We start from the raw sequence: 21,772 nt of genomic DNA, 5'->3' as shown, positions 1-21,772 counted from the left end.
GAGGCAGGGGCACTCAAGGGGATACTCAAATGAGCAGCAAGACCTCGCTGGTCGCCGGTTCGGCGCTGGGCGTTGCGCTGGCCCTTGGCCTGGGCGTCGCGGCCCAAGCCCAGGACATGTCTTATCGCTGGGCCGGCGCGCCGCAGTTCAGCAACGACGACGTCATGTTCAAGTTCCGTGGACGGATTCTCGTGGACTACGTCAATCAGGACGTGACCCGCGATGGCCCCGGCGGCGATTTCAAGACCAGCAACTGGCGCGGTCGCCAGGTGTTCCTGGGCGTCGAAGGCAAGCTGAACAACTACTTCGCCTATAAGGCCGAAGGCGGTTGGGTGAACGGCGGCGCGGCCTCGTGGGACGACGTCGTCATCGAGTACAAGCCGAACGAACAAGTCTCGCTGCTGTTCGGGAACATCAAGGCCGCCGGCCTGGAAAACCTGACCTCGACCCGCTTCATCACCTTCATGGACCGTGGTCCGTACGGTGACTTCGGCGTCGACAGCTATCTGGTCAGCGCGGTCGCCAAGTATCAGGGCTTCAACTACTCGGCCACGTTCGCCGTCCAGGGCAACAGCATCAACACCGCTGACGTCGCCAATGCCGGCGCCGACAGCAAGGAGCGCTTCGGCCTGACCGCGCGCGGCCACTTCGCCCCGATCAACACCGACACCGACAAGCTTCACGTCGCCCTGTCGTACCGCTACCGCAACCGCGGTGACGAAAGCGCCTTCGCCTATACCGGCCGCACGACGACCGCCTATACGAACGGCACCACGTTCTACACCACGGGCGCCATCGGCAACCGTGACAAGACCCTGGCCGCCGAGGCCATGTACATCCACGGTCCGTTCTCGGTCCAAGGTGAATACTCGAACATCGACGTGACCCGCGTCGGCGGCGCCGCCACCGGCAAGGATCCGAAGGTCAAGGTGGGCTACGCCTTCGTGTCGTTCTGGCCGACCGGCGAGATGCGCAACTACGATCCCGCCGCCGGCGAGATCAAGCGTCCCAAGATCCTGAACCCGGTCACGGCCGGCGGCATGGGCGGCGTCGAGCTGGCCCTCCGCTACGACTATGTCGACCTGGGCGACGCCTACGACACCCTGAACGTCAAGCCGGCGACCTCGCAGGCTGGCAAGTACACCGGCTGGACCCTGGGCCTGAACTACTACCCGGTCTCCTATGTCCGCTTCCAGGCCAACTACACCGACGGCAAGTCGGACAACATCGGCCTGAACCAGGACTACGACATCAAGCAGTTCCAGCTGCGCGCCCAGCTGGATTTCTAAGACACGCCAAGTTCTTCGGGTGGGCCGATCACGGCCCGCCCGATCCCTCTTTTGTCCTTAGGAACTGACCATGAAGAAGCTCCTGTCCTGCGCGGCCGCCGCCGTCGCCCTGTCGGGCCTGGCCGCCGTCCCCGCCCACGCCGCCCGCGACTATGTCTGGGCCGCCGGCTCCTCGACCGTGTTCCCGTTCGCCACCCGCACCGCCGAAAACTACGCCAAGAAGTCGGGCAAGAAGGCTCCGAAGGTCGAAAGCCTCGGCACCGGCGGCGGCATCAAGCTGTTCTGCTCTGGTAATGGCGAAGGCTTCCCCGACATCGCCAACGCCTCGCGTCCGATGAAGAAGGCCGAATTCGACGCCTGCGCGTCGAAGGGCATCAAGGACATCATCGCCATCCGCATCGGCTTCGACGGCATCGTCATCGCCACCGACAAGGACGGCGCCGACTACAACTTCAAGACCGAGAACCTGTACATGGGTCTCTCGAAGACGGTCCTGAAGGGTGGCCAGTTCATCGCCAACCCGAACAAGAACTGGGACGACGTCGCCGGCGGCCTGCCGGGCAACCGCATCCAGGTTTACGGCCCGCCGCCCACGTCGGGCACCCGCGACGCCTTCGTGGAACTGGCCATCGAGGCCGGCGCCCGCAAGTATCCGACCCTGGACGCCATCCGTTCGGACAACGAAAAGAAGTTCAAGGGCCTGGTCGACCCGCTGCGCGGCGACGGCTGGATCGACGCCGGTGAAAACGACAACGCCATCGTCGGCACCCTGACCAAGACCCCGGGTTCGGTCGGCGTCTTCGGCTGGTCGTACCTCGAGGAGAACATGGACAAGATCAAGGGCGCCTCGGTCAACGGCGTGAAGCCGTCGGCCCAGACGATCTCAGACGGTTCCTACCCGCTGTCGCGCACCCTCTTCATCTATGTGAAGAAGGCCAACATCGGCGTGACCCCGGGCCTGGAAGACTTCCTGAAGGAATTCACCTCGGACGCCGCGACGGGCCGCGGTGGTTACCTGCAAGGCCGTGGCCTGATCCCGCTGCCCCCCGGCCAGCACGCCGCCCAGAAGGACGTGGTCGCCAAGAAGACCACGATGCCGCGTCCGGCCGCCTAACTGGAGCTTGGCAGCCGAAAGTGTAAGCGGTTTCGGCGCCCGCCAAGCTCCAATGCTTAGAACCGAGCCTGGTTGTCCGTTTCGGACATCCGAAACGGGCAGGCTCGGCGATCTGAAGCGTCTCAAAATATGACGAACGCCGTGGTCCTATGGGCCACGGCGTTTTTCTTTGTATAGTGGCAGGGCCGGGCCTCCCCCATGCCCGCGCCGCGGTCGCCGTCCGGGCCCGCGTCCTTGACCCTGCAGGGCCATGATTCTCGTCGCGCTCGCCGTCGTCTTCCTCCTCGTTCTTCTGAACGGGGTTTTCTCCATGTCCGAACTGGCCGTCGTCTCGGCCCGCAAGGCTCGCCTGCAAGGCTTCGCCGAACGGGGGGACAAGGGGGCCAAGCTCGCCCTCGACATGGCCGAGCATCCGACGCGGTTCCTGTCGGCCGTGCAGGTGGGCATCACCCTGATCGGCATCTTCGCCGGCGCCTACGGCCAGGCCACCATCGCCGCGGCGCTAGATGCGTGGCTGGAAGCCAGCGTCCCGGCCCTGGCCAAATATTCCGAAGCCATCGCCACCGGCGTCGTCGTCGTCGGCCTGACCTATGTCTCGGTGATCCTGGGCGAGCTGGTGCCCAAGCGCCTGGCCCTGATGTTCCCGGACGTCATCGCCCGCAGGATGGCCCCGTTCCTGGCGATCGTGGCCATGGTGCTGCGCCCGTTCGTGACCCTGCTGACCGTCTCGACCGCTGCCGTGCTGAAGCTGCTGGGCGTGCGCGACGAGCGCAACAACGGCGTCACCACCGAAGAGATGGAAGCCGTCCTGGCCGAAGGGGCCGACGCCGGCCTGATCGAGCCCGAGGAGCGGGCGATGATCAACGAGGTGCTGCGCCTGGGCGATCGCCCGGTGCGCGTGGCCATGACCCCGCGCCGCGACCTCTTCTGGGTGTCGCTGGCCGACAGTCCCGAGACGATCCTGTCCGAAATCCGCGCTAGCGCCCATTCGCGCATCCTGGTGGCCACCGAGGACGACCTGGACGGCGACATCGGCGTCGTCCTCAAGAAGGACCTGCTGGACGCCTGCCTGTCGGACCAGCCCCTGGACCTGAAGGCCCACGTGCAGCAGCCCGTGGCCATCCCCGAGACCATGTCGTTGCTGAAGGCCCTGGCGGTCTTCAAGCAGACTAGTCTGCACATGGCCCTGGTCGTCGACGAATTCGGCTCGCTGCAGGGCGCGATCACGCCCCTGGACCTGCTGGAAATGATCGCCGGCGACTTCCCCGAGGATCACGACGACGACGAAAAGCGCTTCATCCGTCGCGAGGACGGCAGCTGGCTGATCGACGCCCGCCTCGACATCCAGGAACTGAACGATCACCTGGGCGAGAACTTCGAGGCCGACGGCGGCTACCACACGGTGGCCGGCCTGATCCTGGACCGCCTGGGCCGTATCCCCTCCGAAGGCGAACACGTCTCCATCGGCGCCTTCGATCTGGAGATCGTCGACATGGACGGCTCGCGGATCGACAAGGTCATCCTCAAGCACTGCAAGCGCGGCAAGGGCGAGGCCGAGGGCTAGGCCCGACGCACCCGCCGCAGCCGGCCGCTGGAGCCGCCGCCACAGAAGAACCCGCCTTCGCCGTCGGCCTCCAGGCCAGAGACGAAGACGCCTTGCGGCATGTCCAGGGTTTCCAGCACCTCGCCGGTCGCGGGATCGACCCGCCGCACGTCCATGGCGTCCTCTTCGTGCGCGCCGTGCCATAGCGCGTTGCCCGTCCAGGTGACGCCGGTCACGAACCGGTTGGACTGGATGGTGCGCTGGATGGCTCCGGTCTCGGGATCGACCTGATAGATCTTGCGGTCGCGATACTGGCCCACCCACAGCGAGCCCTCGGCCCACGCCAGCCCTGAGTCCTTGCCGCCGCCGGGCGCGGGGATCGAGGCGAGCACCTCCCCGTTCGTCGGGTCGATCTTGACGATCCGGTCCTCGGACAGCTGGAACAGGTGGCGGCCGTCGAAGGCCGAGCCGGCGTGGGCGGCGATGTCGATCGTGCGCACGACCTCGCCCGTGTCGGGGTCCACGGCCTTCAGGCTGTCGCCGGCGGCCACCCACACGTGGCGACCATCGAAGGTCACGCCATGGACGTGGTCGACGCCGGGGAAGGGGCCGTATTCGCGAATGATCTGGGCGGCTGAATTTTGCATGTCGTCACCCTAGGGGCCGGCGAGACCGGTGGGGAGTAACAAGGGCGTCGTGATTCCGGGCAAGGGCGGGATCGTCCAGCGCCGGGCGCGTCCGTGGCCGACCGCGCGGGCCTTGTCGGCGGCCGCCAGGGCGTCCAGGGCCCGCTGCACCGTGCGCTGGCCGGTGTCGAGCGCCAGGGCCAGGGCCGAGCTGGACCAGGCCTCGCCATCGGACAACAGGGCCAGGACGGCCGCGTGCCGTTCATCGACGGGGCTGGCCAGCACCACGACCCGCGTGGAGGCTTCCGGTTTCAGGACGAAGCCGCGCGGGGTGGCCGACAGGCCCAGCAGGCCGCGCGCCGTCGCCCGCAGCCGGCCGATCTCGACCCGCAGTCGGGCGCGATGGCTCTCGTCGACTTGCCGTGCGCCGAAGGCGCGAGCGGCGAGGAGCTCGCGCGAGACGTCGCCGGGCCAGGCTTCAGCCAGAGCGCGGGCCAAGGCGAACAGCACCGGGCGGCGGGCCAGCGAGACCTCGCCGCCTGGCGCACGCAACACGCTGCGGCGCGCATCGACCAGCAGAGCGTCGGCGGCGTACAGCGCCTCGACCTCGGCTAAAGACAGCGATCGTTCCGCGCCAGCTTCGATCAGCCGGGCGGCTGGGGCGTCCAGCATCCGGCGGGCGGCGGCGACCTCGGCCATCAGGTCGGGGATGCCGGCCCGCCACGCGCTGGCCTCCGCCCGGTCCAGTGTCGCCCGCGCGACGCCGGCTTGCTGGCGACGCATCGCGATCCCGGCTTGGGTGAGGGCATGGATGGCCCGCAGCGCCGGCGGCAGGGCGTCGGGATCTTGCGTCGCCAGCCGTTGCTCGGCCTCGTCGAACCGGCCGATCAGCACTAGGCGACGGATGTCGAGATAACGGGCGTGCGCCGCATTGGCCCGGTCGCCGTGCGCCGCTAGAGCGCCCGCCGCGGCCTCCAGCGCCTTCGCCGGCCAGGCCAGGTCGCGCGAGGCCAGGGCGATCTCCGCGCGGGCCACGACGCAGCGGGCGCGGGCTACGGTCTCGGCGGGCGAGAAGGCGCGCTCGGCGTCGCGCAGCAGGATCTTGGCGCGCGGGAAGTCGCCCAGTTGGGCCATGGCGATGCCGCGCAGGGCCAGGGCGGGAGGATCATCGCGCAGGGCCACGCGCTTGAGCGCGCCCAGCGGATCGCCGGCCGCCAGAGCTCGCGCGGCGGCCGTGATCAGCGAGTCCATCGAAATCCCGTCACACTTGTCACTCCCACCGCAACACGATCCCACGCCAAGCCTGTCGGATCGGCGAGGGCAGGACCGTCCTTGTCGGACTCGTCCGCGTTCGCGTGCAGCACAGGGATTGCAGAAGCCATGACGACATCGACCCAAGACGACCACAAGACCGGCGCGTCGGCGATACATAAGCCGGCCATCGTCTCGCCCAAGGACTGGGAGGCGGCCTGGACGGCCATGCTGGTCAAGGAGAAGGCCCAGACTCGCGCCCGCGACGCCTTGGCTGCCGAGCGCCGCCGCATGCCGTGGATGGCGGTGGAGAAGGACTATGTGTTCGACGGCCCGAACGGCAAGGTCAGTCTGCTGGACCTGTTCGAGGGCCGTCGCCAGCTGATCGTCTACCGCGCCTTCTTCGAGCCGGGTGTGCACGGCTGGCCCGAGCATGCCTGCCGAGGCTGCTCGCTGGGCGCCGATCAGGTCAGCCACCTGGCTCACCTCGACGCCCGCGACACGACCCTGGCCTATGTCTCGCGCGCGCCCCAGGCCGACATCGCGGCGCTGAAGGCCCGGATGGGCTGGAAGATGCCTTGGTACGCCCTGACCGACAGCTTCGACGCCGATTTCGGGGTCGACGAATGGCACGGCCACAACGTCTTCATCCGCGACGGCGATCGGATCTTCCGCACCTACTTCGTGAATGTCCGCGGCGACGAGGCGCTGGGCACGGTCTGGAGCTATCTCGACATCACTCCGCTGGGCCGCCAGGAGATCTGGGAGGACTCGCCCGAGGGCTATCCCCAGACCGCGCCGTACCAGTGGTGGAACTGGCACGACAGCTACGTCGAGGGCGCGGCGCCCGACCAGCGCTGGGTCGAGATCTCCGACGCCGGCCAGACCTGGAAGGAAGACTGATCATGGCGCGCCGTCTTGTCCGGCTGTCGCGCTGGCTGGCCTTGGCGGCGACGCCGACCTTCACGGCGATGGCGCTCTGGACCGTCATCGCCGAAGCGGGCGCGCCACGGATGATCTGCTCCGTGGTCGCGCCCGCGCCGCTGACGGGCATGGTCCCGATGTACCTGCTGATGGCGGTGTTCCACCTGCCGTGCTGGGTGCGCCTGCTGAGGCGGCGAGCTTAGGCCGCCGTCTTCTTCCGCAGGCGCGCCAGGCGGCGCAGGCGACGCCAGAAGCGCGTCTTCTCCGGCTCCGGATAGGGCTGGAGGTTGCGGTAGAATTCCTCGGCGCAGGAGCGCCAGGAGAACTTCTCGGCGAACTTGCGGACCACGACGCGGTCCAGGTCCAGGCACGCCAGGCAGGCTTCCTTGAGGCCGTCGGTCTGGCCCGGAGCCAGGACGCCGGCGTTCGAGCCGGGGATGATGTCCACCGGACCCGGAGCCGAGAACGCCGCCACGGGCACGCCGGCGGCCATGGCCTCCAGGATCACGAGGCCGAAGGTGTCGGTCAGCGACGGGAAGCAGAAGACGTCCGCGCCGCCGAAGTAACGAGCCAGCTCGTCGCCGAACTTGGCGCCCAGGAACTTCACCTCGGGATATTTCTCGGCCAGCTCTTCAAGCTGGGGGCCGGCGCCGATCACCACCTTGGTGCCGGGCAGGTCCAGGCTGGCGAAGGCCTCGATGTTCTTCTCGACGGCCACGCGGCCGACATTGAGGAAGATCGGACGGGCCAGGCCCTCGAACGGATCGGGGGCGCCCTCTTCGCGCGGCTTGAAGATGTCGGTGTCCACGCCCCGCGACCAGGGCGAGAGGTTGCGGAAGCCGTGCTTGGCCAGCTCGTCGCGCATGGTCGGCGTGGCCACCATCAGGCGGCCCGACGGCTTGTGGAACCAGCGCATGTAGGTGTAGCCGGCCGCCAACGGCAGCGGCAGCCGGGCCGAGACGTATTCCGGGAACTTGGTGTGGTAGCTGGTCGTGAACGGCAGCTTCCATTCCAGGCAGATCCGGCGCGCGGCCAGGCCGATCGGGCCCTCGGTGGCGATGTGGATCGCCTCGGGCTCGAACAGCTTGAAGCGCTCCTGCACCGGCTCATAGGCGCCGATGGCCAGCTTGATCTCGGGATAGGTCGGCAGCGGGAAGGTCGGAAACTGTTCCGGGCTGACGATGTCGACGACGTGGCCCATCGCGCGCAGTTCCTGCGTCACGCGGCTCAGGGTGCGCACCACCCCGTTGACTTGAGGTTCCCAGGCGTCGGTAGCAAGCAGAATTCGCATCAGGCGGCGGCGGGCTCCGGCAACGGCTCTTCGATCCCGTCAGCGGTTGAAGCGGTGGTTGAACGCGCGCGGTCGATCACCGACCATGACCGCAGCTTGGCCCATTCCAGGATCTCGAGATGGCCGTCGGCGTGCTCGGCCAGGGCCGTGCAGCTTTCGACCCAGTCGCCGTCGTTGATGTAGCGGATGCCGTCGATGTCACGCATCTCGGCCTTGTGGATGTGACCACAGATCACGCCGTCCACCCCCCGACGCCGAGCTTCGTCGGCCACGGCGGCCTCGAAGTTCTCGATGAAATGCAACGCGTTCTTCACCTTGACCTTCAGATAGGCCGACAGACTCCAGTAACCGAACCCCAGGCGACGCCGCAGGCGGTTCACCACAGTGTTCAGCATGAGGATGGTTCTATAGGACCAATCCCCGAGGAAGGCGAGCCACTTGGCGTGCTGGACGACGCCGTCGAACTCGTCGCCGTGGACAACCAGGTAGCGCTTGCCGTCGGCCGTCTCGTGGATCACGTCGCGGGCGACGATGACGCCGCCGAAGTGGACGCCGCAGAAGTCACGGATGCGGTCGTCGTGATTGCCGGGGACGTAGATCACCTCGGTGCCTTTGCGGGCCATGCGCAGGATCTTCTGGACCACGTCGTTGTGGGCCTGGGGCCAGAACCAGCCGCTGCGCAGTTTCCAGCCGTCGATGATGTCGCCGACCAGATACAGCTTTTCGCACTCGATATGCCGGATGAAGTCCAGCAGCAGCTCGGCCTGGCAGCCGCGCGTACCCAGGTGCAGGTCGCTGATGAAGACGGAACGGTAGCGGCGAACGGCGACGTCGGCGCTCATGGTCGAACCCCCGTTGAGATGCCGTCAGATCGTTCCGTCCCCGGATCGGAAGATAGCGGCCAACGGCTGGCGATTAAGCTGATTGCGTGTCGCTTTAATGAAATGGGCGTGCGGCCGATTTGCCGTTGTCGCGGCGAAGCTTCTGTTGCGTCTGCCCGTGAACTGCTCAATTTCAGCGCACTCGTCAAAAAACTGGACGCAATAGCAACCCCTTTTGCCGCTTGGGGTTGGGCTAGCTGTTGCGGTGCAGCATCCATCGCACTAAGTCACCCCGATGGACGCCGCCCGCCTCGCCAAGGACACCCCGAAGTCGCAGAAGACCCGTGCGCGGATTCTGGACCAGGCCATGCGTCTGATCGCCGAGATCGGCTATCACGCCGCCACCAACCCGGCGATCGCCGACGCCGCCGGCCTGACGCGCGGGGCGATGCTCTATCACTTCCCGACCCGCGAGGCCCTGGTCGAGGCCGCCGTGGCCCATATCCAGGCCGAGCGCTCGACCCTGTTCCGCACCGCCGCCGGCAGCCTGCCCAGCGGCGCCGACGTCACCGAGCACGCGATCGACAGCTATTGGGACCTGCTGCACTCGGCGCCGTTCGTGGCGTTCGCCGAGCTGGAGGCCGCCGGTCGCACCGATCCAGCCATCCACGCCCTGCTGGCCCCGGCCCAGGCCGAGTTCGACCGGGCCCAGGCGGGCGACGACCTGGTGAAGATCCTGCACGCCGGCGCCGGCCCGCGTTTCCAGGCCAGCCGCGACCTGGCCCGCTTCATGCTGGAAGGCCTGGCCCGCTCGACGCTGACCTACGACAAGGACGGCCGGAAAGAGCGCCTGCTGCAGGTCATCAAGCGCGCCACCCACATGCTGAACCGCAAGGGCGACATCCAGGACCTCTGGCCGGAATAGGAGCCCTAGCTCTTCCGGGTGATCTCGATCGCCTGCCAGGCGGCGTTGGGACCGTGGCCGTCGGGATCGAAGCTGTAGTGCAAGGCGCGCCAGTCCTGGCCGACCACGCGATGCCAGCCGACGGCGCTCCAGCCTTCGGGGAAGTTCAGCGGACCCCGAAAGTCGGGCAGGCTTAGCGGTGAGCCCAGCACCTTCACATAGCGCAGCTGCTTTTCCATCGCGGCCTGATCGACCGACTGGAAATATACCCGGCAGAACGACGTGCCCGTATATTCCCCGACCGCCAGGATGACCGGCTTTCCTTCGATCTGGCCGCGACGCACATCGGCGTATTGGATCAGTTTCTTGCCGCGAAGCAGCGTCGGGACGGCGTCGCCCTGCAGGCGCTCCCAGCCCTCGATCCGGACCTTGCGCAGCATCTCGCGATGATCGGCCGACTTGATGCAGATGTCGCCGAAGGCTTCCAGCGGGCTGTAATAGTCGGCCGCGACCGTCGTGGCGGCGGCGCGGACGTGGTTCAGCTGGAGGACGCCCACCGCCGCCACGGCGATGGCGGCGCCCAGGAGTGACAGCGTGCGACGATCGGTTTTCATAACCGAAAGTTGAGCCACGGCGTTGGCTCGCCGTCAACCGGAGAGCTTCTTACCCAGCACCTGGCGGATGCGTTTGGCGTCTTCCTCGGAAAGCTCGCCCAGCATGCCGTGGACGTTGCCTGGCAGGTGCGCCGTCGCCGTGTCGGGATCGCCGAACACATAGTGGTCGAAGGTGCTCTTCCACGCCGCGCGCTGATGCGGCGGCAAGGCGCGCAGGGCCAGCACCGCGTGCAGGAAGGCGTCCATGGCCTGGCCGCGTCCGGCCGGTGCGCTGGCCCACCAGTAGTTGGTCAGCAGGTTCACCGGCTCCAGCGAGCGGACGTGGTGCCACCACAGGTACGGGATGTAGAGCGCGTCGCCGGGCTCCAGCTCGACGACTTCGGAGACCTCCAGCGCCTTGGCGAAATTGGGGTAGCGCTCCAGGTCCGGGTCGTCGAACGAGACCATGCTGATCGGCGGGCCGCCCGGGGTCTTTTCGAACGGACCGATATAGAGGTCGGCGACGGCTTCCGGCGGGAACAGGGTGAAACGGCGGCGGCCGGCGACCACGCAGGCCAGGTTCTCATACGGATCCTGGTGGGCGGCGACGATCACCCGGTTGCCCAGCCACAGCAGCGGCTCGACGTCGGACGCCAGCAGCGGCGAGACGTTCTCGGCGGCGAAGCCGGGCAGGTGGGCGCGGGTCGAGATCGACTGGGCGGCCAGGGTCGCGGGTTTCTCGGCCTCACGATTGGCCAGCAGGAACTCGAAGCTCTTGGCCAGCCGCGCCCGGCCGCCCTGGAAGTTAAAGCCCGAGAGGTCGTCGTTATAGAAGAACCGGCCGCCGGCCTCGGGCGGGACGATCAGCGTGCCGACCGGCTCCTGGCGGTCGAAGCGGGCCAGGTAGTCGAACAGGGCCTCGTCGCTCTGGCGCGCGGCGGCGACGGCCGGCCAGTGGCTGACCAGGCCTCGGAACACCACCGGCCGGGCCGCCGGCACGATCTCCGCGTGGAAGCGATCGGCGTCGACCGCGTTCATTTCGACTACAGGCATGACAGGTCACTGATCAGACGAGGTCTGACCAATAGGGCGTTCCCGCCAGCCCGCCTAGGCCTTGAGGGCCTTGGGCAGGACCGTCGCGAAGTAGTCCAGCTCGGCGGGGCTGGCGGTGCCGACGCGTATCCAGGTCGGGTGGGCCGGGCTGTCGAACACCCGCACCTCGACGCCCATGGCCGCCAGGGTCTTCTGGAAGGCCAGGTTCGGCTTGCCGCAGTCGACGAAGACATAGGTGCCGTGCGAGGGCAGGTACTTCAGGCCATTGGCGTCGCAGATGGCGTAGATCTTCTTGCGGCAGCCTTCGAGATAGGCCTTCGCGCCGGCCAGATAGGGCTGGTCGCCATAGCAGGCCGCGGCGGCCGCCAGGCCTGGGCGGCCCTTGTGGGTCGGGATCATGCTCTTGAGCGTCTTCACCCGGTCGGCGCGCGCGGCGATGAAGCCCACGCGCAGGCCGGCCATGCCGTAGACCTTGGAGAAGGTGCGGGCGACGATCACGTCGTGGCCTTCGCGGACCAGGTCCATCATCGAGTTGCGCACCGGGTCGGGGCTGATCTCGATATAGGCCTCGTCGACGATCACCGGCCGGGTCTTGGCGACCTCGATGCAGAAGGCCCGCAGCGCGTCGGCGTCCAGCAGCAGGCCGGTCGGATTGTTGGGATTGCAGACATAGACCGCGCCGGCGTTGGTGGCCTGGGCGCGGGCGGCCAGGGCGGGCAGGTCGATCTGCTGGTCGGCGGCCAGCGGGACCCATTCCAGCTTGGCGCCCTGGCGCTCGGCATAGAGCAGGGGCGTGGCGTAGCTGGGCTGGGCCGAGACGACCGGGCCGGTCTTGCCGAACGCCGTCGACAGCAGCGACAGGGCCTCTAGCGAGCCGTTGCACAGGCCGACCTGCTCGGGCTTCAGGCCATCGTGCTGGGCGATCAGCTTGACCAGCGGCGGTTCCAGCGCCCAGGCGTAGTAGGGCGTTTCCAGCAGGGCGTCGGCGGCGGCCTTGCGGGCGGCCGGGGCGGGGCCGAACGGGTTCTCGGTGACGCCCAGGTGGGCGCGGATGGCCGGCGGGGCGGTCGGGTCGACCGAGGTCTCAGCCATCGCCAGAGAGGGCGCGAGCGCCGCGCCGCCGATCAGAAGTCCACGCCGGGTCGCATCCATGAGCCGTCACTCCACCAAAGCCGCGCCTAGTTGGACGCGATCGGTGACACGCTCACGACAAGGTTTAGGTCGGACAGATCGGCAGGGCGGTCGTGAACTTGATCTGCTCCATCGCGAAGCTGGACGACACGTCGGTGAGCGGGGCGGTAGCGATCAGGCGCTTGTAGAAGCGGTCATAGGCGGCGATGTCGCGGACCACGACCTTGAGCAGGTAGTCGACGTCGCCGCTCATCCGATAGAACTCGACCACCTCGGGCAGGGCCTTGGCGCCGGCCGCGAAGGTCGTCAGCCAGTCCTCGTCGTGACGGCCGGTCTTCACGGCCACGAAGACGGTCAGGCCCAGGTCCAGCGCCTCGCGGTCCAGCAGCGCGACACGAGCGGTGATCACCCCGGCGTCCTGCAGGCGCTTGACCCGTTTCCAGCACGGCGTCTGGGTCAGGCCGACCCGCTCGGCCATGTCGGCGATCGCTACCGTGGCGTCGTCCTGGAGAATGGCCAAGATGCGCCGGTCGATTTGGTCGAGATCGATCATCTCCAAAGCCCCGCAATCGAAGAATAGAATTCTCTCTACGCTCGGATCGGCGCGCAATCCAGTAATGCCTTTCTCCGAATCCTCGCCATCCTAGGGAGCCTCGGTAACCCCGCGAGGCGTCCATGGACCTGTCGTTCACCCGTCATCCGAAGTCGGTCGGCGAAAGCTACGGCGAGCACATGGGCGTGGCCTGGAGCTTTGGCTTCACTCTGCTGGGCGCGGGCCTGGCCTGCATCGTCCACGGCATCCTGCCCTTCGCCTTCGAGCGCACCGGCAGCCAGACGGTCCGCCGCCTGAACGAGCGCCTGTCGAACCGCTGCGCGCAGGCCGATTCCCATTCGGCCGACGCCCACTTCCCCCGCGGCGAAACCGTCCGGGGATGACCGCCGCCACGCTCAAGCTGAGTGCTGGCCGTCTCGGCCCCGGCCTCGTGGCCGGCGTGCTGCTGGCGGTGCTGGCCAAGCTGCTGGCCACCAGCCTGCACGCCCCCGCCCCGCTGATCGCGGTGGTGCTGGGCATGATGCTGGGCGCGCTGGGCCTGCAGGCGCAGCTGGGCGCGGGCCTCGACGTTTTCGCCAAGCCGGGTCTCCGTCTCGGTGTGGCCATGATGGGCGCCCAGATCAGCTGGGCCGAGTTCGCCGCCCTGGGCGGTCCGGCCATCCTGGCCAGCGGCGTCGTGGTGCTGGGCGGCCTGGCCATCGGCGCGGCCGCCGGCGTGGCCCTGGGCCTGCCGTTCGCCGAGGCCCTGATCGCGGCCGCCGCCTGCTCGATCTGCGGCGCCTCCGCCGCCTTGGCCGCCTCACAAGCCGCGCCGGCCAGCCCCGCCAATCAGCGCACGACGGCGCTGGTCATCGTCGGGGTGAACCTGCTCTCCACCGTGGCCATGCTGGCCTATCCGCCGCTGGCCCACGCCCTGGGCCTGACCGCCCACCAGGCCGGGGTGTTCTTCGGCCTCTCCATCCATGACGTCGCCCAGGTGGCCGGCGCCGGCGCCTCGGTCTCGCCCGAGACCGCCAGCACGGCGGCGCTGGCCAAGCTGGCCCGCATCGTCTGGCTAGGCCCGGCGGTGATGCTGATCGGCTTCATGCTGATGCGCAGCAAGGAAGGCGGCGGCGTCGTCTCGGGCCTCAAGGCTCCGCCGCTGTTCGTGCTGGGCTTCTTCGCGCTGGCCGGCGCGCGGGCGCTGAACCTGATCCCGGCGGCGATGGTTTCGACCCTGATGGCCTGCTCCAGCTTCCTGCTGCTGGCCGGCGTCGGCGCCATCTCGGCCAAGCTCGGTCCCAAGGCCCTGCTGGAAGTCAAGCCGAAGCTGGCTCTGATGTTGGGAACGGTCACAGTCGCCGTCGCCGTGCTGGCCTACGCCCTGACGAGAATTTTCTTCTAACAATCAAGGCTTGGCTGGGCAGGAAAGCCGCTCCATGGTCCCCGATACGAGTCGGAGGGACCCCCAAGTGAGCTTCTGGACGCGCCGCAAGGCGATCGACACCATCACCGCCGGACACGCGGACAGCCATCAGCTGAAAAAGACCCTGAGCTGGTACCACCTGGTCGCCCTGGGCGTCGGGGCCATCGTCGGCACCGGCATCTACACCCTGACCGGCGTGGGCGCGGGCCTGGCCGGGCCGGGCGTCATCCTGTCGTTCCTGATCGCCGGCGCGGTCTGCGCCTGCGCCGCGCTCTGCTACGCCGAGCTGTCGACCATGATGCCGGCGGCGGGCAGCGCCTACACCTACAGCTACGCGGCCATGGGCGAGCCGGTCGCCTGGTTCGTCGGCTGGAGCCTGATCCTGGAATACACCCTGGTCTGCGCGGCCGTGGCGGTGGGCTGGTCGGCTCACGCCCACGGTCTGTTCGCGGCGGCGGGCTTTCCGGAATATCTGCTGGCCGGCCCGCACCAGGGTGGCGTCGTCAACCTGCCGGCCGTGATCATCTCGATGGCGGTGGCCGGGCTGCTGGCCTTGGGCACCCGCGAGAGCGCCACGGTCAACATGATCCTGGTGTTCGTGAAGATCATCGCCCTGGCCGTGTTCGTGGCCCTGTGCCTGCCGGCCTTCGACGCCAGCCATTTCACGCCGTTCATGCCCAACGGCTTCCAGGCCCACACGCCCGCCGGCGCAGGTCCCGAGGCCGCCAAGATCGGCGTCATGGCCGCCGCCAGCCTGATCTTCTTCGCCTTCTACGGCTTCGACGCGGTCTCGACCGCCGCCGAGGAGACCAAGAACCCCAAGCGCGACCTGACCATCGGCATCGTCGGCTCGATGGCCGCCTGCACGGCGATCTACATGATCGTCGCCGCCGTCGCGATCGGGGCCTCGCGCGCCGAGGTGTTCTCCAAGAGCGAGGCGCCGCTGGTCTTCATCCTGGAGAGCTTGCAGCAGCCCCGCGTCGCTCAGCTGGTGGCCCTGGCCGCCGTCATCGCCCTGCCGACCGTGATCCTGGCCTTCATGTACGGCCAGAGCCGGATCTTCTTCGTCATGGCCCGCGACGGCCTGCTGCCGCGCGCCCTGTCGCGGGTCAACGCCAAGACCGGCACGCCGGTGGTCATGACCCTGCTGACCGGCGCCCTGTCGGCGGTGCTGTCGGGCTTCCTGTCGTTGAAGGACATCGCCGAGCTGGCCAATGCCGGCACGCTGGCGGCGTTCATCGCCGTGGGCGCCTCGGTGATCGTGCTGCGCCGGCGCGAGCCCAACCGTCCGCGGGTGTTCTCGACGCCCGCGTGGCAGATCGTGGCCCCGGCCGGCATCCTGGGGTGCCTGTATCTGTTCTACAGCCTGCCGGCCAAGACCCAGATCTACTTCCTGTTCGCCCACATCATCGGGGCGGTGGTCTATGTCGCCTACGGCATGCGCAAGAGCGTGCTGGCTCAGCAGGAGAAAGCCTAGGCTTCCATTCTCGGGGGCCATCGCTACAGTCGGCTTCAAAACAAGCGTTTGAAGTCGGGAGAAGAAGCGCATGGCCCTCGATCTGGAAACCCGCGAGCAGCTGCTCGAGACGGTGGCGCGCTTCGTGGCCGAGCGCCTGCGTCCCATCGAGGCCAAGGTCGCCGAGGACGACGCCGTTCCGGCCGACGTGATCGAGGAGATGAAGGCCCTCGGCCTCTTCGGCCTCTCCATCCCCGAAGAATACGGCGGCCTCGGCCTCAACATGGAGGAAGAGGCGCTGGTGGCCATCGAGCTGGGCCGCGCCTCGCCGGCCTTCCGCTCGGTGTTCGGCACCAATGTCGGCATCGGCAGCCAGGGCCTGGTGATGTTCGGCAACGACACCCAGAAGGCCAAGTGGCTGGAAGGCATCGCGTCCGGCGAGACCATCACCTCCTTCGCCCTGACCGAGCCGGAAGCCGGCTCCGACAGCGCCGCGGTGCAGACCCGCGCCACGCTGGACGGCGACCACTACGTCCTGAACGGCGGCAAGCGCTTCATCACCAATGCCGGCAAGGCGTCGCTGTTCACGGTGATGGCCCGCACCAATCCCGACGTGAAGGGCGGGGGCGGGGTCTCGGCCTTCCTGGTGCCCAGTGGCTTGCCCGGCCTCTCGGTCAGCAAGCCCGAGAAGAAGATGGGCCAGCAGGGCGCCCACATTCACGACGTCACCTTCGACAATGTCCGCGTGCCGGTCGAGAACCGCCTGGGCGAGGAGGGCGAGGGCTTCAAGGTCGCCATGCAGGTGCTGGACCGCGGCCGGCTGCACATCGCCGCCGTCTGCGTGGGCGTGGCCGAGCGGCTGATCGCCGACTGCGTGGCCTATGCCAGCGAGCGCAAGCAGTTCGGCCAGCCGATCGCCAGCTTCCAGCTGATCCAGGCGATGATCGCCGACAGCAAGACCGAGGCGCTGGCGGCCAAGGCTTTGGTGCTCGACACCGCCCGCAAGCGCGACGCTGGCGTGGGGGTCACCCTTGAGGCGGCGGCGTCCAAGCTGTTCGCCTCGGAGATGGTCGGCCGGGTCGCCGATCGTGCGGTGCAGGTGTTCGGCGGGGCCGGCTATGTCGCCGACTATGGAATCGAGCGGCTGTACCGCGATGTGCGGATCTTCCGGATCTACGAGGGCACCAGCCAGATCCAGCAGCTGGTCATCGCCCGCGAAACCCTGAAACGGGGAGGCTAGGGGGCCTCGAAACTGCGGCAGGATGTCGCAAGTCTAGCCGTGCGCGAATGCCGCATGGGGGGTGAATTCCTCAGTCCCTGCAAAGGTTTTCAAGAACATCGCTATCCGGCTGTGCGCACTCTCGGTTGCGCGGTGTGCGTCACCTTGCCGCCCGGCCGGCGCGAATATTTAAGTTGGCATTAAGCATGCCAGACGAGCCTGCTCCCGCATTTTGAAACGGGGGCGGCTTTGAGCCAGGATCACGCGATCAACGAACGAGTGGCGTTCATGGGCCTGGACGCCAAGGCGCGCGGCGCCCTGCGTGATCTGCAGCCCGTCATCCGCAAGAATATCGGCCCGGCGCTGGACGCCTTCTACGCCAAGGTCCGCTCGACCCCCGAGACCCGCAAGTTCTTCGGCGACGAAAAGCACATGCAGGCCGCCTCGGGCCGCCAGCAGACCCACTGGGACGTGATCTCGCGCGCCGAGTTCGACGACACCTATGTCAACGCCGTGCGCACCATCGGCCAGACCCACGCCCGCATCGGCCTGGAGCCGCGCTGGTACATCGGCGGCTACGCGGTGGTCAGCGAGCACCTGATCCGCGCCGTGATCGACGAGCAATGGCCCAAGGGCTTCATGGCCAAGGGCGATCCCGCCAAGGCCGGCGACGCCGTCAGCGCCCTGATGAAGGCGGTCATGTTGGACATGGACTTCGCCATCTCGATCTATCTGGAGACCATCGAGGCCGAGCGCGTGCGCCTGGAAAGCGTGCGCCTGGCCAACGAGGCCAGCCAGAAGGCCGTCGTCCAGGCGCTGGGTGAGGCCCTCGACCGTCTGGCTCACGGCGATCTGGTCGGTCGCCTCAACACCGAGGTCACGCCCGAATTCCAGAAGCTGAAGGATGACTTCAACAACGCCGTCGGCATTCTTGAGGGCGCGATGAGCCGCGTCTCGGAAGCCACCAACGGCATCCGCTCGGGCACGGACGAGATCGGCGCCGCCGCCGACGACCTGTCGCGCCGCACCGAGCAGCAGGCCGCCAGCCTGGAAGAGACCGCCGCCGCCTTGGACGAGATCACCTCGACCGTCCGCCGCACCGCGTCGGGCGCCAAGCAGGCCCAGGACGTGGTCGCCGGCGCCAAGGCCGAGGCCGAGAAGTCGGGCGCCGTCGTCGACCAGGCCGTCTCGGCCATGGGTGAGATCGAAACCAGCTCGCGCTCGATCGGCAACATCATCGGGGTGATCGACGAGATCGCCTTCCAGACCAACCTTCTGGCCCTGAACGCCGGCGTTGAAGCCGCGCGCGCGGGTGAAGCTGGTCGCGGCTTCGCGGTCGTGGCGCAAGAAGTGCGGGCTCTCGCCCAGCGTTCGGCCGACGCGGCCAAGGAGATCAAGACCCTGATCGCCAACTCGACCGCCCAGGTCGATCGCGGCGTGGGGCTGGTGGGCCAGACCGGCGAGGCCCTGCGCGGGATCGTCGCCAAGGTCGCCGAGATCGATGACCTGATCGTCCAGATCTCGTCCTCGGCCCAGGAACAGGCCCAAGGCCTGAACGAGGTGAACACGGCCGTCAATCAGATGGACCAGGTCACCCAGCAGAACGCCGCCATGGTGGAGCAGACGACGGCCGCGACCCATTCCCTCAAGGGTCAGACCGCCGAACTGATCAAGCAGGTGGCCACTTTCCGTGTGTCGGGGGCCAGCCAGCCCGTCGCCGTGAGCAAGCCCGAGCCCACGCGCGCCGCGCCGCTGCCTGCGCGTCCTGTCGCCCGTCCCGCTGTTCGTCCGGGCGCCTCGGCCCCGGTCGCTCGTGGCAATGCCGCCGTGGCGATCAAGGACGAGTGGGAAGAGTTCTGAGGCATAGATTAGAGCGCCGACGTGTTCTGTAGCGCCCAAACAGCAGAACGCCCCCGCCGAACCAGTCGGCGAGGGCGTTTTGTTTCCCCCGAAAGGAGGGCGCGTAGCTTACGCGCCGCCCGGGAAGCGGAACGGAACCTTCACGGTGCCGGTCTTGGCGCCCATCGGGAGCTTTTCGGCGATGCACATCGCGGCCTTGTCGAAGCCCTTACCGGCGGCGCTGTTGTCGACGACCTTGCAGTCCGACAGCTTGCCGTCAGCGGCGTTGCACTCGAGCATCACTTGCGCGGCGTCGCGGGTGTTCGCGAACTGCTGCAGGCAACGGCCCATTTGGTCTTCGAAACCGCCGGCGGCCGAAGCGGCCTGAGCGACGAAAAAGCTGCCAGCGATTCCCGCGGCAATAGCGATCGGATATTTCATCCCGCTGCTCCTAGTAAAAGTGTCACGTCCGACGGACGACGCGCCAATCGGACGCAGGAGCCTTGTCGCAGGTTCAAGTTAAGAGAATCTGAGTCGGCGAAGAATATTGAAGGTTTACTGTCGGGTAACCATCCCGGAATCGCCACGCGACTCCCGCGTGGGCGTCTTCGCTTTATAGATTCCCCGCGTGGGCGCCTGCGACAAACTGCCCATTCGCACACGACCTCGAATTATTATGTCGAATTGGCGTTTACCAAGTCAGAGGTTGTTAGGAATCTATGGGGATTATCCCCTCTCATGTTGGCGAGCCGTGGGCACGGATCGCTGGTTGGAGGGAACCTAGCGATGAAACGAATTCGTCTCGTCGATCTGCCGTTGATCATCAAGATCGGCATCGCGCCGGCTTTCGCACTGCTCATGCTGGCCCTGATGGCCGCCGGAGCGATCGTCGTTCAGAAAAGCCAGTCGGCTGCTCTGCAAGACGTCGTGCAGACCGACATGCGCGAGAACATGGAGATTCAGGCGCTGTCCAAGCGCATCTCCAACATCAACGGTGAGCTCTACACCGTTCTCACGCACAAGGCCGGCAACATCGACGTCGACAAGAACGACGCGCGCATGGCCGCCGTGCTCAAGGAAACGGACGCGGTCAAGAAGGACCTGACGGCCCTGAAGAGCCACCTGCCGGTCAGCGAACAGGCCAAGATCGCCGAGCTGATCAAGTCGCTCGAAGAATGCCGCAGCGCCATCGACACCGTGTCGGGCATGATCGGCGTCGACTTCGGCATGGCCGTCGGCTTCGTCGCGCCGTTCGAAGAACAATACGCCAAGATGAGCGGGCAGCTGGACCAGGTGGTCGCCGCCGCCAACGCCCGCATCAAGGCCGAGACCGTCAAGCGCGAGGCTGAAGCCAAGGCCGCGATGACGATCACCATCATCATGTCGCTGGTCACCCTGGCCGCCGTCGCCGCCCTGGCGTGGTTCACGGTCATGACGACCCGCAAGTCGATCGCCGACATCGCCGGCGCCACCGACAAGCTGTCGAAGGGCGACAACACGATTGACCTCGAGAAGCTGACGCGCGGCGACGAGCTGGGCGCCATCGTCTCGGCTCTGAAGGTCTTCCGCGACAATCAGCTGCACCTGGATACGCTGCGCGCCGAGCAGGAAAAGTCAGCCGCCCTCACGGCCGACGAACGCCGCGCCAAGGAAGCTGCAGCCGCCTCGGCCGCCAAGGAAGCTTCGACCGTGGTCAGCAGCCTGGCCGAAGGCCTGGAGAAGCTGGCCCAGGGCGACCTGACATTCCGCGTCACCGCCGACTTCCCGGGCGACTACGCCAAGCTGAAGACCGACTTCAACGGCGCCATGGGCTCGCTGCAGGAGACGATGAAGGTCATCGCCGCCTCGACCGACGGCCTGCGCACCGGCGCTGACGAGATCGCTCACGCCTCGGACGACCTGTCGCGCCGTACGGAGCAACAGGCCGCCAGCCTGGAAGAAACCGCCGCCGCCCTGGACGAGCTGACCGCCACCGTGCGCCGCACGGCCTCGGGTGCTCGCCAAGCCTCGGACGTGGTCTCGACGACGCGTGGCGAAGCGACGCATAGCGGCCAGGTCGTGCATCAGGCAGTGTCGGCCATGGGCGAGATCGAAAACTCGTCCAAGCAGATCAGCCAGATTATCGGCGTGATCGACGAAATCGCCTTCCAGACCAACCTCCTGGCCCTGAACGCCGGCGTCGAAGCCGCGCGTGCGGGTGAAGCGGGCCGCGGCTTCGCGGTCGTCGCCCAGGAAGTTCGCGCCCTGGCTCAGCGTTCGGCCGAAGCGGCCAAGGAGATCAAGGCTCTGATCTCCAGCTCGACCCAGCAGGTCAGCCAAGGCGTCAGCCTGGTCGGCCAGACGGGCGAGGCGCTGCAACGGATCGTGGCGAAGGTCGGCGAGATCGACGCGCTGGTCACCGAGATCGCGGCCTCGGCCGCGGAGCAGGCGACTGGTCTGAACGAAGTCAACACCGCCGTGAACCAGATGGATCAGGTGACCCAGCAGAACGCCGCCATGGTCGAGGAATCGACCGCCGCGACGCACTCGCTGAAGGGTGAAACCGGTGAACTGGTGCGCCTGATGGCCCGCTTCCAAGTGGGCAACGGCGCCTCGACCTACAGCCGTCCGGCTGTGGCCGACACGGCTCAGCACGCCCCGGCGCGCAACCCGGTGGCCGAGCAGCAGGCTCGCCTGAACACCTTCGCCCGTCCGGGCCGGAGCAGTGGTTCGGCGGCTGTCGCCCAGGCCCCCGCCACGGACGGTTGGGAGGAGTTCTAA

General features: G+C 67.5%; 20 protein-coding genes and 1 pseudogene. 12 read left to right on the top strand and 9 right to left on the bottom strand.

The features are described 5' to 3' along the window. Positions 1-29 precede the first annotated feature (29 nt). The 3 genes from AC07NF_RS22410 to AC07NF_RS22400 all read left to right on the top strand — a co-directional run bounded on the left by AC07NF_RS22410 (position 30) and on the right by AC07NF_RS22400 (position 3,967). On the top strand, positions 30-1,289 hold the full coding sequence (locus AC07NF_RS22410; protein WP_492815567.1) for an OprO/OprP family phosphate-selective porin: 1,260 nt from the start codon (positions 30-32) through the stop codon (positions 1,287-1,289). 70 nt (positions 1,290-1,359) lie between these two features. Next, positions 1,360-2,403, top strand: a complete 1,044-nt coding sequence (locus tag AC07NF_RS22405; protein ID WP_492815566.1) for a substrate-binding domain-containing protein — start codon at positions 1,360-1,362, stop codon at positions 2,401-2,403. 250 nt (positions 2,404-2,653) lie between these two features. After that, the gene (locus AC07NF_RS22400) at positions 2,654-3,967 is read left to right on the top strand and encodes a hemolysin family protein (protein WP_494627131.1); all 1,314 of its coding nucleotides are present in this window, start codon (positions 2,654-2,656) and stop codon (positions 3,965-3,967) included. Here the strand turns inward: AC07NF_RS22400 and AC07NF_RS22395 are convergent. Together AC07NF_RS22395 and AC07NF_RS22390 are read right to left on the bottom strand one after the other, a co-directional pair. After that, positions 3,964-4,593: a Vgb family protein gene (locus AC07NF_RS22395; protein WP_492815564.1), complete on the bottom strand. Its 630-nt coding sequence runs from the start codon at positions 4,591-4,593 to the stop codon at positions 3,964-3,966. The two genes, AC07NF_RS22400 and AC07NF_RS22395, sit on opposite strands and share 4 nt — an antisense overlap. A gap of 9 nt (positions 4,594-4,602) precedes the next feature. Further along, positions 4,603-5,823 carry a helix-turn-helix domain-containing protein gene (locus AC07NF_RS22390; protein ID WP_492815563.1) on the bottom strand — a complete coding sequence of 407 codons (1,221 nt, stop codon included), beginning with the start codon at positions 5,821-5,823 and terminating at the stop codon, positions 4,603-4,605. A 129-nt stretch (positions 5,824-5,952) separates the two neighbouring features. Between AC07NF_RS22390 and AC07NF_RS22385 the strand changes: the two genes are divergently transcribed. Both AC07NF_RS22385 and AC07NF_RS22380 read left to right on the top strand, forming a co-directional pair. Further along, complete coding sequence (locus tag AC07NF_RS22385; RefSeq protein ID WP_492815562.1) at positions 5,953-6,726, top strand: DUF899 domain-containing protein; 774 nt, start codon at positions 5,953-5,955, stop codon at positions 6,724-6,726. A 2-nt stretch (positions 6,727-6,728) separates the two neighbouring features. Next, positions 6,729-6,950 carry a hypothetical protein gene (locus AC07NF_RS22380; RefSeq protein ID WP_492815561.1) on the top strand — a complete coding sequence of 74 codons (222 nt, stop codon included), beginning with the start codon at positions 6,729-6,731 and terminating at the stop codon, positions 6,948-6,950. Here AC07NF_RS22380 and AC07NF_RS22375 read toward each other — a convergent pair. Both AC07NF_RS22375 and AC07NF_RS22370 read right to left on the bottom strand, forming a co-directional pair. After that, the gene (locus AC07NF_RS22375) at positions 6,947-8,038 is read right to left on the bottom strand and encodes a glycosyltransferase family 4 protein (RefSeq protein WP_454718067.1); all 1,092 of its coding nucleotides are present in this window, start codon (positions 8,036-8,038) and stop codon (positions 6,947-6,949) included. The two genes, AC07NF_RS22380 and AC07NF_RS22375, sit on opposite strands and share 4 nt — an antisense overlap. Then, entirely contained in the window at positions 8,038-8,880 is an 843-nt protein-coding gene (locus AC07NF_RS22370) for a UDP-2,3-diacylglucosamine diphosphatase (protein ID WP_454718066.1), read from the bottom strand. The genes AC07NF_RS22375 and AC07NF_RS22370 overlap by 1 nt, the downstream gene beginning before the upstream one ends. 274 nt (positions 8,881-9,154) lie before the next feature. Between AC07NF_RS22370 and AC07NF_RS22365 the strand changes: the two genes are divergently transcribed. Further along, positions 9,155-9,784 carry a TetR/AcrR family transcriptional regulator gene (locus tag AC07NF_RS22365; RefSeq protein WP_492815560.1) on the top strand — a complete coding sequence of 210 codons (630 nt, stop codon included), beginning with the start codon at positions 9,155-9,157 and terminating at the stop codon, positions 9,782-9,784. Positions 9,785-9,789: 5 nt separating this feature from the next. Here the strand turns inward: AC07NF_RS22365 and AC07NF_RS22360 are convergent, their stop codons facing one another. From AC07NF_RS22360 to AC07NF_RS22345, 4 genes are all read right to left on the bottom strand, one after another. Continuing rightward, a complete protein-coding gene (locus AC07NF_RS22360; protein ID WP_494627135.1) occupies positions 9,790-10,377 on the bottom strand; it encodes a hypothetical protein in 588 nt (195 codons plus the stop codon). 33 nt (positions 10,378-10,410) lie between these two features. Then, entirely contained in the window at positions 10,411-11,409 is a 999-nt protein-coding gene (locus tag AC07NF_RS22355) for a cupin-like domain-containing protein (RefSeq protein ID WP_494627137.1), read from the bottom strand. A 54-nt stretch (positions 11,410-11,463) separates the two neighbouring features. Then, complete coding sequence (locus AC07NF_RS22350; protein WP_494627139.1) at positions 11,464-12,561, bottom strand: pyridoxal phosphate-dependent aminotransferase; 1,098 nt, start codon at positions 12,559-12,561, stop codon at positions 11,464-11,466. 64 nt (positions 12,562-12,625) lie between these two features. Then, on the bottom strand, positions 12,626-13,093 hold the full coding sequence (locus AC07NF_RS22345; protein ID WP_494627141.1) for an Lrp/AsnC family transcriptional regulator: 468 nt from the start codon (positions 13,091-13,093) through the stop codon (positions 12,626-12,628). Between the two features lie 122 nt (positions 13,094-13,215). Here AC07NF_RS22345 and AC07NF_RS22340 point away from each other — a divergent pair, with 122 nt between their 5' ends. The 5 genes and pseudogenes from AC07NF_RS22340 to AC07NF_RS22320 all read left to right on the top strand — a co-directional run bounded on the left by AC07NF_RS22340 (position 13,216) and on the right by AC07NF_RS22320 (position 19,033). Further along, on the top strand, positions 13,216-13,476 hold the full coding sequence (locus AC07NF_RS22340; RefSeq protein ID WP_492815555.1) for a DUF6356 family protein: 261 nt from the start codon (positions 13,216-13,218) through the stop codon (positions 13,474-13,476). Continuing rightward, positions 13,473-14,477: a putative sulfate exporter family transporter gene (locus AC07NF_RS22335; protein ID WP_494627143.1), complete on the top strand. Its 1,005-nt coding sequence runs from the start codon at positions 13,473-13,475 to the stop codon at positions 14,475-14,477. Before AC07NF_RS22340 ends, AC07NF_RS22335 begins: the two co-directional genes overlap by 4 nt. A gap of 44 nt (positions 14,478-14,521) precedes the next feature. Next, a pseudogene (locus tag AC07NF_RS22330) lies at positions 14,522-15,975 on the top strand (amino acid permease). A 70-nt stretch (positions 15,976-16,045) separates the two neighbouring features. Beyond that, the gene (locus AC07NF_RS22325; RefSeq protein WP_494627145.1) at positions 16,046-17,194 is read left to right on the top strand and encodes an acyl-CoA dehydrogenase family protein; all 1,149 of its coding nucleotides are present in this window, start codon (positions 16,046-16,048) and stop codon (positions 17,192-17,194) included. A gap of 228 nt (positions 17,195-17,422) precedes the next feature. After that, the gene (locus tag AC07NF_RS22320) at positions 17,423-19,033 is read left to right on the top strand and encodes a methyl-accepting chemotaxis protein (RefSeq protein WP_494627147.1); all 1,611 of its coding nucleotides are present in this window, start codon (positions 17,423-17,425) and stop codon (positions 19,031-19,033) included. Positions 19,034-19,141: 108 nt separating this feature from the next. Here the strand turns inward: AC07NF_RS22320 and AC07NF_RS22315 are convergent, their stop codons facing one another. Next, positions 19,142-19,453 carry a hypothetical protein gene (locus AC07NF_RS22315; protein WP_066686217.1) on the bottom strand — a complete coding sequence of 104 codons (312 nt, stop codon included), beginning with the start codon at positions 19,451-19,453 and terminating at the stop codon, positions 19,142-19,144. Positions 19,454-19,750: 297 nt separating this feature from the next. Between AC07NF_RS22315 and AC07NF_RS22310 the strand changes: the two genes are divergently transcribed. Then, positions 19,751-21,772: a methyl-accepting chemotaxis protein gene (locus AC07NF_RS22310; protein ID WP_492815551.1), complete on the top strand. Its 2,022-nt coding sequence runs from the start codon at positions 19,751-19,753 to the stop codon at positions 21,770-21,772.

It is taken from the genome of Caulobacter sp. GW821-FHT10A06 (genome assembly GCF_059415805.1).
Note: the sequence above shows the minus strand (reverse complement) of the source record. Positions and strands in the feature narration are given on the sequence as shown.